This window comes from Novosphingobium sp. KACC 22771, from assembly GCF_028736195.1.
Lineage (GTDB): Bacteria > Pseudomonadota > Alphaproteobacteria > Sphingomonadales > Sphingomonadaceae > Novosphingobium.
This window is the reverse complement of record NZ_CP117882.1, coordinates 741,444-757,324: the sequence shown is the minus strand read 5'-3', so window position 1 is coordinate 757,324 and position 15,881 is coordinate 741,444. Positions and strand designations below refer to the sequence as shown.

14 protein-coding genes are annotated in these 15,881 nt (G+C 62.7%); 2 read left to right on the top strand and 12 right to left on the bottom strand.

Features of this window, described 5'->3' with window-relative positions:
• Nucleotides 1–16: 16 nt before the first annotated feature.
• From PQ467_RS20215 to PQ467_RS20185, 7 genes are all read right to left on the bottom strand, one after another.
• Entirely contained in the window at nt 17–793 is a 777-nt protein-coding gene (locus PQ467_RS20215; RefSeq protein ID WP_274176278.1) for an SDR family NAD(P)-dependent oxidoreductase, read from the bottom strand.
• A 22-nt stretch (nt 794–815) separates the two neighbouring features.
• A complete protein-coding gene (locus PQ467_RS20210; RefSeq protein ID WP_274176277.1) occupies nt 816–1,811 on the bottom strand; it encodes an alpha/beta hydrolase in 996 nt (331 codons plus the stop codon).
• Nucleotides 1,812–1,832: 21 nt separating this feature from the next.
• Entirely contained in the window at nt 1,833–2,585 is a 753-nt protein-coding gene (locus PQ467_RS20205; protein WP_274176276.1) for a TetR/AcrR family transcriptional regulator, read from the bottom strand.
• 127 nt (nt 2,586–2,712) lie between these two features.
• Nucleotides 2,713–5,283, bottom strand: a complete 2,571-nt coding sequence (locus PQ467_RS20200) for a TonB-dependent receptor (protein ID WP_274176275.1) — start codon at nt 5,281–5,283, stop codon at nt 2,713–2,715.
• 440 nt (nt 5,284–5,723) lie between these two features.
• Nucleotides 5,724–6,383 carry a TetR/AcrR family transcriptional regulator gene (locus PQ467_RS20195; protein ID WP_274176274.1) on the bottom strand — a complete coding sequence of 220 codons (660 nt, stop codon included), beginning with the start codon at nt 6,381–6,383 and terminating at the stop codon, nt 5,724–5,726.
• A 151-nt stretch (nt 6,384–6,534) separates the two neighbouring features.
• Nucleotides 6,535–7,290 carry an SDR family NAD(P)-dependent oxidoreductase gene (locus tag PQ467_RS20190; RefSeq protein ID WP_274176273.1) on the bottom strand — a complete coding sequence of 252 codons (756 nt, stop codon included), beginning with the start codon at nt 7,288–7,290 and terminating at the stop codon, nt 6,535–6,537.
• A 24-nt stretch (nt 7,291–7,314) separates the two neighbouring features.
• Complete coding sequence (locus PQ467_RS20185; protein ID WP_274176272.1) at nt 7,315–7,935, bottom strand: TetR/AcrR family transcriptional regulator; 621 nt, start codon at nt 7,933–7,935, stop codon at nt 7,315–7,317.
• Nucleotides 7,936–8,032: 97 nt separating this feature from the next.
• On the opposite strand from PQ467_RS20185, the gene PQ467_RS20180 reads away from it, so the two are divergent.
• The gene (locus PQ467_RS20180; RefSeq protein WP_274176271.1) at nt 8,033–10,183 is read left to right on the top strand and encodes an oxidoreductase; all 2,151 of its coding nucleotides are present in this window, start codon (nt 8,033–8,035) and stop codon (nt 10,181–10,183) included.
• Nucleotides 10,184–10,241: 58 nt separating this feature from the next.
• Here the strand turns inward: PQ467_RS20180 and PQ467_RS20175 are convergent, their stop codons facing one another.
• The 4 genes from PQ467_RS20175 to PQ467_RS20160 are packed head-to-tail and all read right to left on the bottom strand — an operon-like array spanning nt 10,242 to nt 13,521.
• The gene (locus PQ467_RS20175) at nt 10,242–10,997 is read right to left on the bottom strand and encodes an SDR family NAD(P)-dependent oxidoreductase (RefSeq protein WP_274176270.1); all 756 of its coding nucleotides are present in this window, start codon (nt 10,995–10,997) and stop codon (nt 10,242–10,244) included.
• Nucleotides 10,998–11,009: 12 nt separating this feature from the next.
• A complete protein-coding gene (locus tag PQ467_RS20170; RefSeq protein WP_274176269.1) occupies nt 11,010–11,801 on the bottom strand; it encodes an SDR family NAD(P)-dependent oxidoreductase in 792 nt (263 codons plus the stop codon).
• Between the two features lie 11 nt (nt 11,802–11,812).
• Nucleotides 11,813–12,886 (bottom strand): alkene reductase, encoded by a 1,074-nt coding sequence (locus tag PQ467_RS20165; protein ID WP_274176268.1) that lies wholly within the window; start codon nt 12,884–12,886, stop codon nt 11,813–11,815.
• A gap of 2 nt (nt 12,887–12,888) precedes the next feature.
• A complete protein-coding gene (locus PQ467_RS20160; protein WP_274176267.1) occupies nt 12,889–13,521 on the bottom strand; it encodes a nuclear transport factor 2 family protein in 633 nt (210 codons plus the stop codon).
• Between the two features lie 75 nt (nt 13,522–13,596).
• Between PQ467_RS20160 and PQ467_RS20155 the strand changes: the two genes are divergently transcribed.
• The gene (locus PQ467_RS20155) at nt 13,597–14,640 is read left to right on the top strand and encodes a helix-turn-helix transcriptional regulator (RefSeq protein WP_274176266.1); all 1,044 of its coding nucleotides are present in this window, start codon (nt 13,597–13,599) and stop codon (nt 14,638–14,640) included.
• Between the two features lie 4 nt (nt 14,641–14,644).
• On the opposite strand, the gene PQ467_RS20150 is transcribed toward PQ467_RS20155, so the two are convergent.
• Nucleotides 14,645–15,850 carry an alpha/beta hydrolase gene (locus PQ467_RS20150; protein WP_274176265.1) on the bottom strand — a complete coding sequence of 402 codons (1,206 nt, stop codon included), beginning with the start codon at nt 15,848–15,850 and terminating at the stop codon, nt 14,645–14,647.
• Nucleotides 15,851–15,881 lie beyond the last annotated feature (31 nt).

The following is a 15,881-nucleotide window of genomic DNA, read 5'->3' as shown; positions in this document are numbered from 1 at the left end:
CCGAAGCGCACCATCATCAGGCGCGCATCAGCGATCCGCCGTTGACGTCGATGATCGAACCGTTGATCCAGCGGCCGTCTTCGGACAGCAGCATCGCCACCACGGCCGCATGATCCTCGGCCTCTCCCAACCTTGTGTGGGGGGTTTTTGCGCGATAGACATCCAGCCATTTTTGCGCCTCGGCGCCGTTCTGCTCCAGATTTGCCTTCAACTCGCCGGTGATGGTAAAGCCCGGTGCGAGCACGTTGGCCGTCAGGCCCTCCTTGCCCCAACGCGCGGCAATATGACGCATCAGCGCGTTGATGCCCGCCTTGGCCATGGCATAGCAGGCGCGCGCCGGTTCCGCCCCATGCGCGGAACCCGAACTGGTAAAGACAATGGCCGAAGCCTCGTTCTTCAACAGATGCGGCATCACCGCGCGGGCGCACAGGACATGGCCGCGCAAATTGACGGCGATGGTGCGGTCAAACACGTCCATGCCCATATCGAGCAGATCGGTGTCCGACATGATGACGCGCAGGTCGGCGGCGTTGATATGCGCGCCATCCAACCCGCCCATCCGGGCGACCGCAGCAGCGACCGCCGTCTGCACCGAGGCTTCATCGGCAATGTCGATCGCGACGGCGAAGGCATTGGGGCCTGCTTCCTCGGCAACCTTTTCTGCGCCGGAAATGTTGATGTCGGCCGCGCAAACCTGCGCGCCTTCGGCAATCAGTCGCTTCACGGTGGCCGCTCCAATTCCGGTTGCGCTGCCCACCACGATCAGGCGCTTGCCTGCAAGACGTTGAGTCATCGGTTCTTTCTCCCGTATCTGTTTATCGCGTCAGCCCAAGGTGCTTTTCGAAAAAGCGCGCCATGATGCCAATGGTTTCGTGGGTTTCTGGCAGTTGATAGCCATACCAAAAGCCGTGCGGCATCGCCTCAAACACATAGAGTTCCGCGTCCCGGCCCGCCCGGCGCAGGGCGCGGTGGAACATCGCCGCAGAAGACAGCACAGCGTCACGTGTGCCGCTCACCAGCAAGGTGGGGGGGAAATCGGACAGGTCGCCCTTGATCGGGGTCACCAGCGGATCATTGCGGTCAGCATCGCCAAGGAATTTGCCGCGTTCGGACAGGGGATGGTCGACTGGAAAGCCTGTGTGTCCGTAAAACCCTGAAAGGGTGAGATAGTTGAACGTGTCGCCCAGATTGGCAAGATCGCCGCCTGCTGTGAACATGCCGCAGCATACCGGCAGGGGCAGACCTTCCTTCTTGAGGCGCATGACGGTCATCGCGGTCAGAAAACCGCCCGCCGAGGTGCCGAAGATCACGATGTCCTGCGGCTTGTAATCGGCAAGAAGCGCCTTGTAGACGGCCAGAACATCATCGACCGCCGCCGGATAGGGGTGTTCGGGCGCGAGACGATAGTCCACCGCAATGACCTCCACCCCAGTTTCGCCGACGATGGGGATTGCCTCACCCAAAGCGCCCGAACCGATGACAAAACCGCCGCCATGCAGGTTGATCATCACCTTGTCCTTGGTGGCATCGGGCGCGCCGGGTTTGCGGATGCGGTGGCAGCGAACGCCCGCAATCAGCGTTTCCTCCACCTCGCAGGGCCAGATCGACAGGGCATACTGGTTGAGCCCCTGCATCGCCTGATCCATCCCCTCGCGCATGACCCACATCGGGATCGGCTCGGGCGGTTCGGGAATGTCGCCCCATGGGTTGGCCGACAGATAGGCTTGGGCTTCGGGGCTGATGGTATCGGGAACGGGCAGTTTGATGTGGCCGAGATCGACCACGCCCTTTTCGATGTTATAGGCTCCCATGGGGGTTTCTCCTCTCGTGATTTATGGATTGGCGGTTGCCGACCGGCGTTTCCTCGCCGGGCGACCAAGGATGCGTGGAACATCGTTGCGGACGGCCGCCAGGCAACGGGTTATGGCGGCAATATTCAGGCCAACGCCCCGGCAGCAAAACCAGATCGCGTCGTCCACCACGCGCACCAGATCCGCCTCATAGGGGGCGCTGCCATGCGGCAATTGGCTGGCAACGGATATCATCGTTCCGACATGCTCGATGAACATGGCCGTATGCAGGGGGGAGAGGGCAGGACCTTCGATGTCGCCGCAGGCCCGCGCCGCCGACAGGGCTGCGGCCAGGGGTTCCACGGTCAGGCCTGTCGCCCTCCGGTAAACCGTACCCGCATAGGTGCCGTCGCCTGCCAGGCTCGAGAGCAAGACCTTGAGGCCCTCGCGCCAGCTTGACTGTTCCGGATCGACACAGGCGCGCAGATATCCGCTGACCACCACCACCAGGCTTTCGGTCGAGGGGGCCGGTGAACCGATGGCGTCATAGACAGCGTTCTGGGTCTGGATAAGTTGACGCAGCACGGCGCCGTAAAGGGCCCGCTTGGAGGGGAAATGGCGGTAGAGCAGGGCTTCAGACACGCCGGCAGCCTCGGCGATGGCCGAAGTCTTGGCGCCGTCAAAGCCTCTCTCGGCAAAGACCTTGCGCGCGGCGCGGATCAGCGAGCCACGCCGCTCGGCTGCGGGAATCCGCTTGCGAACCTTGAGCCTGTCACTTGCATTCCTCTGCGTCATGGGCGTGGAGATTGGCGAAAGTGGCAGGGGTGTCAAATACAAAGTTAGTGTTTACTCATAAGTTCGGCAAAAATCGGCGGGGCAGCCTGAACCACCCCGCCTGCGGCCTTTTGCACCCCCCTTGGCCTTACTCGCCGAAGTGGTACTTCAGACGGATGCCATACATGCGCGGTTCGCCGTAAATGGTCGACCACAGCAGCAGGCCGCCGGACTGATAGACGTTGCTGTTGCTGATGCGATAGAGCTTGTTGGTCAGATTGGTGGCAAACAGGCCCACATCGAAATTCGATCCGGCCACCTCTTTGATGTCGGCCGAAACATTGAGCAGGCCATAGGGTTCAAGCCAGGCGCCGGGCTGTTCCTTGGGCAGGATCTGCGCATCGGTGTATTGCGCCGAGGAGTGCGAATAGCTGACATAAAGCGAACCCTTGCCCATATTGTCGGGCAGATTCTTGTCGATGGCCAGATGGATGCTCCAGATATAGGGCGAAACATACTGGAACGGCAGGCAGGTCAACTGCGCTTTGGTAAAGGGCGCCGCATAGCCGCCGGTGCTGCAATCGGCTTGCCCCGCAACAGTCACCGCCTGATAGTTGGTCCACTTGGCGTCGGTATAGCTGAAATTACCGCCGATCTCGACTCCGGCCAAGGGGCGGATCGAGGCTTCCAGTTCGATGCCGCGGATACGGGCATCGCCGTTCGCCACGCGCGCGCCGCCAGCCTGGGTGAGGGGGTTATAGTCGCCCGAAGCCTTTTGCGCATTGGTGTAATCGACATTGTAGATCGACGCGTTGAAACGCGCCGGAACCGTGCCGAGCTTGAAGTCCGATTTGATCCCCAGTTCGTAGGACGTGACGATTTCGGGGTTGAAGGTCTGGGTATTGACATAGACCGCATAGGGGTTGAAGCCGCCCGCCTTGTAGCTGTGGCTGATCTTGCCATAGGTCAGGATGCGCGGTGTCACCTTGTAATCGAGGCCGATCAGCCAAGAAGGCGAATTGGTATTGAGCACCTTGCTGAACAGGCAGTCCTGATAGGCGGTTGCAGCCGTGGTGGGCGCATTGGTGGCGCCGCAGATCAACTGGGCCACATTGGTCGGGCTTGCCTGCCACTGGGTGGCAAAACCCGAAACGCGGTCCCATGTCATACGGTAGCCACCTGTCAGGCGCAGACGGTCCAGCGCCGGGCTCAGCGCGCCCAGATCAAGCGTGCCCTGCGCATAGAGCGCTTTCGACTGGTTGCTCACGCCGGAGAACTGGTGCGTTGTGTTGCAGCCGCCGACAAAGGCCGTCATGCCGGTGTAGAGTGCGGGACAATAAAGCGTGGCGCCCGTACCCTGAACGCCCGCCGGGGTCTGGTTGTAATAGAAAGCGCCCACGGTGTATTTCAGCTTGTCAGTAAAAGCGCTGCCCTGAAGTTGCAGTTCCTCGGTAAATCCTTTGAGATTGTCGCGCGGATACTGGCTGTAGCCGGGGGTGGCGCCATAGGTGATGGGGGTGCCGACGCCGGGCAGGGTGACCGTGCCGGGGGCAGGCAGATGGCTGGGATCGAGTTCATGCTGCATCAGAACAGTGGCGTCATCGTCCACCGAATACATCGACCAGAAGCGCTGGAAACTGATGATGTTGCGCAGCTTGAGATTGTCGGTCAGCGTGACGTCGGTGGTGTTGGTGATGCCCCATGTTTCGGTCTTTTGGAAACCGTCGGTGCTCATCGCGGTCTTGCGCGGACCAAGGGCATTGGCCTGAGCCGTGGCCGCCTTGTACACGTCGCAGGAATAGCCGCCCACAACGCCGATGCCAAGCGTCGAGCACAGGCCCAGCCCCGCCATCGCATCGGTGTTAAAGCCGCGATGGATCATGCCCGTGCCGTTGTTGCGCGACTTGGAGCCGTAGATCATCGTATAGTTTTCAACGCCTTCGACCGGGCGGGCCAGAATGCCGATGCGACCGGCAAACCAGTGCTTGTTGTCGCGGAACTTGTTCCACACCACGTCCTGCGTGAAACCGTCGCGGTCCTGATAGGCGGCAGCCACGCGCACGAGTAGCTTGTCGTCCACCACCGGCAGGTTGACCGCGCCCTCAAACTCGTTGTCGTTATAGTTGCCGTATTGGCCCTTGATATAGCCGGTCGTGTTGTTGGTCGGCTTCTTGGGCACCAGTAGCACGGCGCCGCCAGTCGTGTTGCGGCCGAACAGCGTGCCTTGCGGGCCGGAAAGCACCTGCATGTTTTCCAGGTCCATGAAATTGCCCGGGCCGCCCTGCTGGCTCAGCGTGAGCGGGGCGGGCAGCGGCACTTCGTTCATATAGACCACAACGCCGGGCGAAGCCTGAAACGTCGCGCCCTGACCGCGAATGGTGAAGGACATCGCCTCGCGCGAGTTTTGACCGTTGGGACCAACCACCAGCGAGGGAACGCTGGCGGCAAGATCCTGTTCTTTGCCGATACCTTTCTTGGCCAGCAAATCTGCCGAGAGGGCCGTGATCGCAATCGGCACATCCTGATTGCGTTCCTGACGACGGTTGGCCGTCACGATAATGTCCGAGATTCCGGTCTGCTCGGTCTTGGCCGCAGGCGCGGGGGGGGCGTCCTCAGCCGCGAAGGCCGCGGGCGCGCCGGACAGCATGGCCGCGCTGCACAGCAGAGCCAGACGCATGCAGTTTTTGCGGTGCGAATTGTGTGAAATTTTCCGGATCATATGACCTCTCCCTGTAAATCCTACGAAATCAGGCCCATCCATGTTTTGCGGTTTTGCTGACTACGTATGCGCCATCAATCCTAGCGCGCGTCCGATTTCAGGTGCTGGCTCTTTGCGCACCGAAACGGACGGTAGGAACGCAATGCGACAGATCTGTCACCTGCGGGGCCCTACGCCTGTCAACTCATCCTCACCATGCTGTGCTCGTTATGCGTAGCATGATTAGCATCAATCTACGACTATCGGCAATCATTTGCTGAATGATGGTGAAAATATGTAGATGATGCCGGAACTATGCATCACTTTTCGCCGGCTGCAAAACAGCGGGACCAGCCGTTCTGGCGGCGTGCAATGGCCCGGGCGCATGGAATTGGCCCCCATCGCGATGCGGGCAGGGAAGCCGTCAAAGCTGCGGAATGCTGCGGGCTTCGCGCTGTGAATCAGCTCTGGAAATAGGTGGCGATGGCCTGGTCGGTCATGCCGATGCCGCGGCAGCAGAACCAGACGGCCTGCCTCACCAGCGCGTCGCCCTGCTCGGCATAAAGCGTCCCACCCGAGGGCAGTGCCGACACAGCGCTCATCATGATTCCCACGTGCTCGATGAACATCGATGTATTTTCAAACGCGAGTGATTCGCCCTGAATGTCGCCCTTGGCGCGCCCATCGAGGAGAGCGGCCTGAATGGTGGGGCCGATGATGCGTTGGGCCCGGCGATAGATCAGCAAAGCATAATTGCCGTCACCGGCAAGGCTGGCCAGCAGCAGACGGAAGTTCTGCTGAGCCTCCTTTTCGGCCGGGTCAGGCGTGATGAGAAACGTAAAATAGGCTTTCAAGGCCGTGACCAAGCCCTGACAGGTTTGATTTTGAACCCCCAGTCTGGCGTTCATTTCGTCCTGCTCGCGGATAAGGGCACGCAGAACCGCGCGGTAAAGCGCAAGTTTCGAGGGGAAATGGCGATAGACCAGAGCCTCCGACACGCCGGCCGCCCGTGCGATATCGAGGGTCTTGGCCGCCTCGAAGCCGCGCTGCGAGAACACCCGCCGCGCGGCCTGAAGGATACTGTTCTTGCGGCTCTCGCCGGGCATGCGCTTACGTGACATGTGGGATCACTTACTTCGGATCCGGTTTCCGGCCAAGTTATGTTTTTGGACGGCGGAAAAGTAAGAGTGAGGTTATTTTAGCCAGACAATCGCATGGCGGCGCTGCACTCACTTAAGTGGGCGAGTGACTTACACCAACTCCATAGTGCGTCTAGAACGCTGTGACCCCGCCATCCACAACCAGCGGTTGGCCGGTGACGAAACTGGCCTCATCCGAGCACAGCCAGATGGCGGCGGCGGCGATTTCCTCGGCCTTGCCCATGCGGGCCATGGGCGTGATCGTTTCAATGATCCGGCGTGCTTCGGGGTTTTGTGCGGCCTGTGCGGCCATCGGCGTGTCGATGATGCCGGGGCATACGGCGTTGACGCGAATGCCGCTCTTGGCCCAGCGCAAGGCGGCGCTGCGCGTCAGGCCGATCACGCCGTGCTTGGCGGCGGTATAGGCAGGCTGCGCCGCATTGCCGATGACGCCGTTGATCGACGATGTGTTGACAATCGCCCCCTTGCCTTTGGTCAGCATGACTTCGCTTTCGGCGCGCATGCAGTTCATCACGCCGGTCAGGTTCACCGCCAGACTGCGCGCCCATACCGCATCTTCGAATTCGTCGGCAGCGATGTCGTTGATACCGGCGTTGTTATAGGCAAAATCAAGCCCGCCAAAGGCCTCCACGGCACACGCGACCATCGCCGCCGCTTCATGTGGGTTGCTGACATCGCAGCGCTGGAACAGTGCCTTGCCGCCTGCCGCCGCGATCTGCGCCACGGTTTCCTCGCCGCCCGCAACATTGACGTCGCTGACCAGCACCGCCGCGCCCGACCGCGCAAAGCCGATCGCCGCCGCGCGGCCAATGCCGCTGCCCGCACCCGTCACCAGCGCGACCCTGCCTTCAAACGCATATTTTGCCATGAAAATCCTCTCCTGATGTGGGGCCTATCCGGCCGTCTCATTCAAAAATGCGTGGAGTTGCGCGGCGATGATGCCTGCCGCCCCGTCATCCGGGTCGGGCAGGCGGCCGCGCACCACATGAAAACAGGTCTGGTCGATTGACCACAGCAGCATGGCGGCGCGCAGGTGCGCCTTGGGGCTCTGGGTGGCCCGGGCGAAGGCGGGATGGGTGCCTCCCAGCATCGCGATCAGCGCATCGCGCTGGCGTGCCACCTGCCAGTAAAGCCGGTCTTCGAGCACGACCAGTTGGGACAGCAGGCCGCAGACCAGTTGATGCTCGCGGTGGAAGGCAAGGTGGAGCCGCGCCCATGCCGCCAGATCACCCAGCGTGGGCGCGTCCAGCGCGGCGAGATGTTCGAAGGTGGGGCGCCATTGCGGCTCGAAGTCTTCGGCAATCGCGCAGACCAGCGAGAGTTTGCTGTCGAAATGAGCGTAGAAAGCCGCGCGGCTGACCCCTGCACGCATCAGAATCTGCTCTACCGTGCAGGCGGCAAAACCATGTTCGCCAAAGGCGGACAGTGCGGCCGTCATGATGGCCTGACGCGTGCGCAGGCGCTGCTCTTCCTGAAGCGGATTTCGGCGGCCGGTGTGGGGTGGGCAATCCATGGCAAACCTGATTGGCAATTGACTGAACAATTTGTATGGCCATATAGACTGTTTTGTCAATAAGGCCGCAACAGCGGGCAACAGGCAGGAGAGGTCCATGGCAAAACAGGCAGCAACATTGCGTGGAACTTTCCCGCATATCCTGGCAAAGGGGCGCATCGGCGCGATGGAACTGGCCAACCGGCTGTTAGTGACCGCAATGGGCGTCAGCCTAGCAGAGGCTGACGGCACGGTCGGTGACGCGCTGGTTGCCTATCACGAAACGCAGGCGAGGGGCGGGGCGGCGATGATCGTGACCGGCGTGATGGGTGTGGCATGGCCGGTCGGTGCGGTGCAGCCAAAACAATCGGCCATTTCCGACGACCGTTTCCTGCCGGGGCTGCGGCGGTTGACCGATGCGGTGCATGCGCATGGCGCCCGGATCGCCGCGCAATTGCATCATGGCGGACTGGTGGCCAGCCATTCGGCGCAGGATGGCCATCCCTTGTGGGGCCCGTCAGTGCCCGATCCTTTCTCCGGCGATTTTCCCAGCTATTTCCTGCCTGAGGAAATGGCCGCCTTTGCCGGCGGTGTGGTGCCGCAGGTCAAAGTGCTGGAACAGGCCGATATCGATCTGGCCGTCAGGCAATATGCCGCCGGTGCCTTGCGTGCCCAGCGGGCGGGTTTTGACGGCGTCGAGATCCATGGCGGGCACGGCTATCTCATCTCGTCCTTCCTTTCCCCTTCCACCAACAAGCGCAACGATGGCTATGGCGGCCCGCTGGAAAACCGCGCGAGGCTGATGCTGGAAGTGCTGCGCGCGGTGCGCGGCGCTGTTGGCGCCGATTTTCCGGTGTGGGTGAAACTCGATTCGGCGGAGTTCGGCAAGAAGGTCGGCACCACGCTGGAGGATGCCAAACAGGTGGCCCGGATGCTGGAGGCTAACGGCGCCGACGCGGTGACCGTCACTGCCTATCACGATGTCGGGCAGGGCAAGCTGCATTCAGGCTCGAATATTCCCCATGTGGAGGAAACCAACATTCCGGCCGCCGCCGCGATCAAGTCGGTCCTGACCATCCCTGTGATCGCATCGGGGCGCGTGGAAATGCCGCGTGCCGAAGCGCACTTGGCAGCGGGCGCCTATGATTTCCTTGCGCTGGGGCGCAAATTGCTGGCCGATCCCGATCTGCCGCGCAAACTGGCCGAGGGACGGGCCGATGCGGTGCGCCCTTGTATCTATTGCTACACCTGTGTTTCTACTGCCTACACGCGCAATGCGGTGCGCTGCGCGGTCAATCCGGCGCTGGGGTTCGAGGCGCTGCAAGGGCAGGCAAACGCGCCAACGGGCAGGCATTATGTCGTGATTGGTGGCGGTCCGGGCGGCATGGAGGCGGCGCGCCGGCTGGATGCGGCAGGCAACCGCGTCACGCTGATCGAGCAAGGCGACCGTCTGGGCGGCACCTTGCGTTTTGCGGGGCTGGCCTATGAACCCAACGAGCGGCTGCTCGACTGGTTGCGCGCCGAAATTGAGGCGTCGAACGTAAGGGTGATGCTGAAGACGGTGGCCAGCGTGGAGCAGGTGAAAGCGCTGATGCCGGACGCGGTGATTGTGGCCACCGGCGCGCGGCGTGACCTGCCCGCGATCCCGGGGAACGACCTGCCCCATGTCTTCAGCGGCGACGATATGCGCAAGATGATGCTGGGCGAGACATCAGACGACATCAAGCGCAAGACCGGGCTTGTGACGCGGATGGCCACCAGACTTGGCGCGGCCACCGGCTTGACCGCCAATCTGGACTTTGTGCGCAAGGCCACGCACCAGTGGATGCCGCTGGGCGAACGTATCGTCATCATCGGCGGCGAGCTGGTCGGCGTCGAACTGGCGGAATTCCTCGTCGAGCGCGGCCGGCAGGTGACGGTTCTTGAAGAAGGACCAAAGCTGGGGCGGGGCCTGCTGCTGGTGCGGCGCATGCGCCTGCTCAGCGAACTTGCTGAGCATGGCGTGGGGTTGGTCGCCAACGCGGCAGACCTGCGGATTGCCGAGGATGGCGTGCATTACACCGCCGACGGCGTGGCGCAGATGGCACCGGCCGATCACGTGATTGTGGCCAAGGGTGCGCATGGTGACACCGCCTTGGCCGATGCGCTGCGCGGGGCCGGTCTTGACGTCACCACCATCGGCGATTGCAATGGCGTGTCCTATATCGAAGGCGCAATCCGCGGCGCGGCGCGGGCCGTGCTGGGCGAGGGGGCGGTGCCGCAGGTGTGAATGGCCCCAAGGAAAAGGGGGTGCCCCGCGAGCTCATCCCCAACCGTTTGACGAGGCGTCAAAACGCCTTGGTCTGGCCGCCATCCACCATCAGCGTATGGCCGGTGATATAGCCCGCCGCATCGCTGGCGAGGAACACCGCCGCCGCGCCAATGTCTTTCTCGCAGTCGCCGATCCGGCGCAGGGCAACCTTCTCGATCTGCATGTTGTAGGCATCGGGAAAATGCTCGGCCCAGATTTGCACGCCGGGCGAATTGGCAAAGGGGCAGATCATATTGACGCGCACCCCCTGCGGCCCCCATTCGCTGGCCGCCACGCGCGACATGGCGCGGATCGCCTCCTTTGCCGCAACATAGGAGCCTTGCGTCGGTATAGCGTCAAAAGCGGCGCCGGTGGCAAAATTGATCACGCAGCCCCTGGATTTCACCAGATGCGGATAGGCGGTACGCATCAGCACGAAGCTGGGCCAGAAGCCGGTATCAAAGGCCAGCTCCATCGCTGCATTGTCAGTTTCGGCCAGCATCAGTTGCGCCGATGCCTGCGCGGCATTGACCAGAATATCGATCCCGCCAAAGCGGTTGACGGCGGCATCAATGATGCGCGGCAGATCGTCGCGTCGCGAAAGGTCGAAGGACAAAAAGGCCACATCCCCGCCCAGCGCCCGCAATTCGGTCTCGGTGGCGCGCCCCAGATCCTCTTCGCGGTCGACGATGAACACCTTGGCCCCCGCTTTGACAAAGGCCGTGGCGACACCCTTGGCCACACCGCGCGCGCCGCCGGTCACGATGGCGACTTTGCTGCTCAGTTCCGTCATGCCTTGTCTCCCTTAATCGTCCACTTCAGGCCGCCATGCGACCCCGTTGATATGGCCGCCGCCATCGACGAAGAATGTGTTGCCGGTGGTATAGCCGCCGCCCTCGCCGGCCAGAAAAACAGCGACCGGACCGATGTCCTGCGCAGCATCGCCAAAGCGGCACATGGGAACCTGTTGCAGGATGGTCTGGGCCATCGCCGGATTGGCGTCGAAATAATGGCGCGCCTGCGGGCTCAAGGCCGATGGGCAAATGATGTTGGCGGTGATGCCGCGCCCGCCCCATTCCACCGCCGCCGTGCGGGTCAGCGCACGAACTGCTTCCTTGCTGGCATTATAGGCGACCGTAAACATATGGGCGTTCACGCCGTTGAGTGAGCCGAGGTTGATGATGCGGCCGTATTTCTGCGCCTTCATGATTGGGAAGGCGGCGCGCATGGCGCGGAACACGGCCCAATAGTTGAGGTCGAAGCCTTGGGCCATATCCTCGTCGCTGTGGTTTTCCAGTCGTTTGGGAAAGCTCGCCCCGGCATTGTTGACCAGAATGTCGAGGCGGCCAAGCCGGGCAGCGGTGTTCTCGACCATGGCCTGCACTTCGTCGGCTTTGGTCACATCAACGGTCATGGCCATCGCCCGCACGCCATAGGTGTCGCGCAGAAAGCGCGCCTCGTTCTCGGCCTCATCGCCGCGCCTTTGCGCGATGGCGACATTCGCTCCGGCCCCGGCCAGCGCGCGGGCGATGCCTTGCCCCACACCTTGCCCGCCGCCGGTGATCAGCGCCACGCGGCCTTTCAGTATTCCCTCCATGGACACGTCCTTTATGCGCTTATCATGGGATAATCGGTGTAGCCTCTGCGATCATCGCCGTGGCCGGTGTAGAAGGTGGCGCGATCCGCCTTGGCCAGCGGCGCCCCGCTGCGGAAGCGGTCGACCAGATCGGGATTGGCGATATAAAGATAGCCGAAGGACACCGCCTCGGCCTTATCCTGCGCCAACAGGCTGCGCGCCTTGTCCAGATTAAGCCCGGCATTTTCGATCACCGCGCCCGACCAATGGGTGCGCACCAGATCCAGCGCGTCAAAACCCTGATTGGGGATATGAATCAGATGGCAATAGGCCAGCCCCAGCCCATCGACCGCCTGAAGTAGCGTGCTGTAGGTTTTCGCCGGATCGGCATCGGCCATGCCGTTGAAAGTGACGCCGGGGCAGATGCGAAAGCCCACGCGCCCCGGCCCGATCACCTCGCCCAATGCCTGCAGACATTCCACCACAAAGCGGATCCGGCCCTGCACCGATCCGCCATAGGCATCGCTGCGCTGGTTGCTGTTGCTGGATAGAAACTGCATCGGCAGATAGCCGCTGGCGCAGTGGAGCTCCACCCCGTCCAGCCCTGCATCGCGGGCATTGCGGGCGGCCTGGGCATAGTCGGCAATCACCCCCGCGATCTCGGCGGTTTCCAGCGCGCGCGGCATTTCGGGGGCGGTGGGCGCGCCATCGGGGCCGGGGATCGGATCGGGGCAGGCAATGGCCGAAGGGGCGACGGTTTCGGCATCCTCGGCCTTGTTGGCGCGCACCGAGGCGCGCCCGACATGCATCAATTGCATCACCAGCCGCCCGCCCGCGCCATGCACCGCATCGGCCACACGGCGCCACCCCGCGATCTGCGCCTGGTTGTGAATGCCCGGTGTCCGCCAATATCCTTTGCCCGCCGGGCATGGCTGGGTGCCTTCGGTGATGATCAGGCCCGCGCTGGCGCGTTGACGGTAATAGTCCACCATGATTTCGGTCGGCTCGTCCTGAGGTCCGGCGCGGTCGCGGGTCATGGGGGCCATGACGATGCGGTTGGCCAGATCCAGATCGCCAAGCCTGATGGGGCTGAAAATGTCGGCCATGATCAGCTCCGCACGCGGGGACGCGGCAAAGGGGCGCCGCGCCGCATCGTTTCGATGAATTTTTCCAGCGGCGCGGGCGGATCGACCGGCCCGTCATGGGGCATGCCTTGCCGCTCCCAATAGGTCTTCCATGTGGGAAACAGGTCGTGAAAGCTGCCCTCATAAGGCGGTACACCGGGCCAGCGCATCTTGCGCTCGCCGATGGGAGGCTTGTTGAGATCGGCGGCATACCAATAGAGCGGCAGGCGGCGGCGGAAATACCAGCGCCCGGCGATGCGTTCATACTGGTCGAAATACATCATCTGCATGATGACCCAATCGCCACCGGCCTCATGCTCATTCTTGGAATAGACCAAGCCCTGGGCGCGATCGGCATCGTCGAAATCGATGATATGGCCGCCGATATGGTGGCTCGTGCCGGTGAATTGGCGCGAATGGGTTTCGTCAAACCAGTCGCGCAGCGCCTTGCGGCCGGACAGTCCACCACCCACGCGCACATCTTCCGGAAACAGGTTCACCCACGCATCGCTGTCGCGCATATCGAGGGCGAGGGCATATTTGGCGGGCAACTGGCGGATCGCATCGAGCGATTCAAGCCGGTCGATACGCGCCAGCAGAGCTTGTGCATCATCCATGAAACTATCCCTTTCTCCCGCGCGAACATTTTCCTATTGGCGCGGGCGGGGAAATAGCCGAACGGTTCAATTGGCATGACAAAACAGATCACGCGCCTTGCCCCTTCTCCCGCCTCGGCCAGTGTGGCACGGGATCTTCTTGCCTTAGTCGAGGCTTTTGGGACGCCGCCCCACGACCTGTTGCACCGTGCCGGTTTGACCCATCTTGCGGCCGACCTGCTTTCCGGGCGGGGGGTGGCGCTGGGCCGGGTGGATTTTGCGCGCCTCTATGCCCATTGCACCTGGGTTCTGGATGCCGCCGCCGCGCAACAGGAAGGGCGCGAGCCCATGCCAAAGGCGGGGATCGACATGCTTTGCCATTGCGTCATCACCTGTCGAAACCTGCGTGACGTGATTTGGCGGATGGATCAATATTCCGCCCTGCTGGTGCCCCGCATGGCGCGTTTGCGGCTGACGGTGGAGGGGGGCGTGGCGCGGGTGGAAATGGCGACCCAGCGAAGCCTGCGCAACGCCTGCGCCTATTTGTCGGATCTTACGGGTCTTGCGATGTATCACCGCCTGTTTGGTTGGCTGATCGGCGAGACGGTGCCCTTGCGGGGTGTGGAAATGCGGTATGGCGCGCTGCTTGATCCGCGCACGACGGCCTATTTGATGCCCTTTCCCGTCCTCCACGATGCCGCGGAAAATGCCATCAGCTTTCCCGCCGCCCTGCTGGCGCGCCCTTTGGTGCGCACGCCGGTCGAACTTGAGCAATTGCTGGTGCATTTCCCTTTCGATCTCGATCAGCCGCAATCGAGCGATCATGCGCTGTCCGAGCGGATTCACCACCAGCTCGTTGCCCAACTGGCCAGCGGCGAGCCGCTGGCCACGGCTCAGAGCCTTTCACGGCAATTCTCCATCAGCGTCGCCACACTCAAACGGCGATTGCTCGGGGAGGGCACCAGTTTGAGCGCACTCAAGCTGCGCGCGCGTGAGGAACTGGCCAAGCGCATGCTGGCCGATCCGCGCCTGTCCGTGACGGAAACAGCGCGCGCGCTGCATTTCAGCGACGCGGGCGCCTTTCGCCGCGCCTTTCGCAACTGGACGGGGCAATCGCCCAGCCAATGGCGCGGGTTTTAGCGGCTCATTTCTCGTTGGTGACCTTGGCGCCGATCAGCGCCTGCGCTTCCAGCCAGTTCTGGAGCAGGGTCGGCCATACGCTTAACGCAGGCTCGGTCATGCCCAGACCCAGCCCGTGGCGCCCGCGCGCGAAGATGTGCAATTCGGCGGGCACTTTGGCATTGACCAGCGCCAGATACATTCTGGTCAGGTTGTCTGGTGGCACCAGTTCGTCCGTCGTGGTTCCCCAGAGGAAGGTTGGCGGCGTGTCGGCGCGGACGTGTTCGGCAGGCTTCAACTGATCGAGTTGTTCGGGCGTATTCTTCGGGTCGACCAGCCCTCGCGCGGTCCAGCCATTGCCCGCCCGGTCGATCGCGGCATAGGACAGGACCGCAAAATCCGGGCGGCTGCTGACGCGTTCGACCGGATCGGCGGCGGCGGGGTCGCCCGCATCAAATTGCGTTTCCGCCATTGCGGTCAGGTGACCACCGGCGGAAAAGCCGATCATCCCGATCCGCTTGGGGTTCACGCCATAGTCCCCGGCATGGGCGCGAACCCAGCGGATTGCTCGCTTGGCGTCCATCAACTGCGTCGGGTGTTTGTAGCCAAAAGAGGTCAGGCGATAGGTCAGCACGAAGGCCGTGACGCCATGCGCCGCAAACCAGTCGGCCACCTGGCGCCCTTCCATGCCCGAGGCCAGCGCCTGATAGCCGCCACCGGGGGCCACGATCACGGCCGTGCCGAATGATGACGTCTCGCCGGGAGAAACAACGGTGATCGAGGGCCGATCCTGCCACCCATCACCCAGCGCGCCGGGTGCCTTGCCGTCCCACAGAGGAATGGTTTTGAGGGTGAGAGCATCGCGCGGGTCCATGGGCCGCGCCGCCGGATTGACCTTGCCTGAGGCCACCGCACCGGGCGTTTTGGCCAGTTCGACGTCGATCTGCTTCAACACGGCATCGGTCAGCACGGTCGGGGCGTATTGGGCTATTGCGCGCAGCGGCAGATTGCGCGCGGCGGCAAGCTGCTGATTGTTGGCCAAAATGGGCACGATCTTTTGCAGCACTGCGCGCGATGCCGGATTGTCGAGCAATTCGCCGATCTGGGAATCCACCGTTAGCGGGCGCTTTTGGGTCGGGGCGGCCTGTTGGGCAAAGGCGGATGCCGAGGGCAGTGCGCAGAGCAGCAATGCGGCAAGAGCGCGGGCGCCAAGCAGATGGGGTGTGGGCATGTCGGGCTCCTTGGGATTATATCGAACGGTT

Coding starts and splice junctions, on each gene's coding strand:
- PQ467_RS20155 (WP_274176266.1), top strand. CDS start 13,597: ATGACAAAACAGATCACGCGCCTTGCCCCTTCTCCCGCCTCGGCCAGT.
- PQ467_RS20195 (WP_274176274.1), bottom strand. CDS start 6,383: ATGTCACGTAAGCGCATGCCCGGCGAGAGCCGCAAGAACAGTATCCTT.
- PQ467_RS20165 (WP_274176268.1), bottom strand. CDS start 12,886: ATGGCCGACATTTTCAGCCCCATCAGGCTTGGCGATCTGGATCTGGCC.
- PQ467_RS20160 (WP_274176267.1), bottom strand. CDS start 13,521: ATGGATGATGCACAAGCTCTGCTGGCGCGTATCGACCGGCTTGAATCG.
- PQ467_RS20210 (WP_274176277.1), bottom strand. CDS start 1,811: ATGGGAGCCTATAACATCGAAAAGGGCGTGGTCGATCTCGGCCACATC.
- PQ467_RS20150 (WP_274176265.1), bottom strand. CDS start 15,850: ATGCCCACACCCCATCTGCTTGGCGCCCGCGCTCTTGCCGCATTGCTG.
- PQ467_RS20180 (WP_274176271.1), top strand. CDS start 8,033: ATGGCAAAACAGGCAGCAACATTGCGTGGAACTTTCCCGCATATCCTG.
- PQ467_RS20205 (WP_274176276.1), bottom strand. CDS start 2,585: ATGACGCAGAGGAATGCAAGTGACAGGCTCAAGGTTCGCAAGCGGATT.
- PQ467_RS20170 (WP_274176269.1), bottom strand. CDS start 11,801: ATGGAGGGAATACTGAAAGGCCGCGTGGCGCTGATCACCGGCGGCGGG.
- PQ467_RS20215 (WP_274176278.1), bottom strand. CDS start 793: ATGACTCAACGTCTTGCAGGCAAGCGCCTGATCGTGGTGGGCAGCGCA.
- PQ467_RS20175 (WP_274176270.1), bottom strand. CDS start 10,997: ATGACGGAACTGAGCAGCAAAGTCGCCATCGTGACCGGCGGCGCGCGC.
- PQ467_RS20185 (WP_274176272.1), bottom strand. CDS start 7,935: ATGGATTGCCCACCCCACACCGGCCGCCGAAATCCGCTTCAGGAAGAG.
- PQ467_RS20200 (WP_274176275.1), bottom strand. CDS start 5,283: ATGATCCGGAAAATTTCACACAATTCGCACCGCAAAAACTGCATGCGT.
- PQ467_RS20190 (WP_274176273.1), bottom strand. CDS start 7,290: ATGGCAAAATATGCGTTTGAAGGCAGGGTCGCGCTGGTGACGGGTGCG.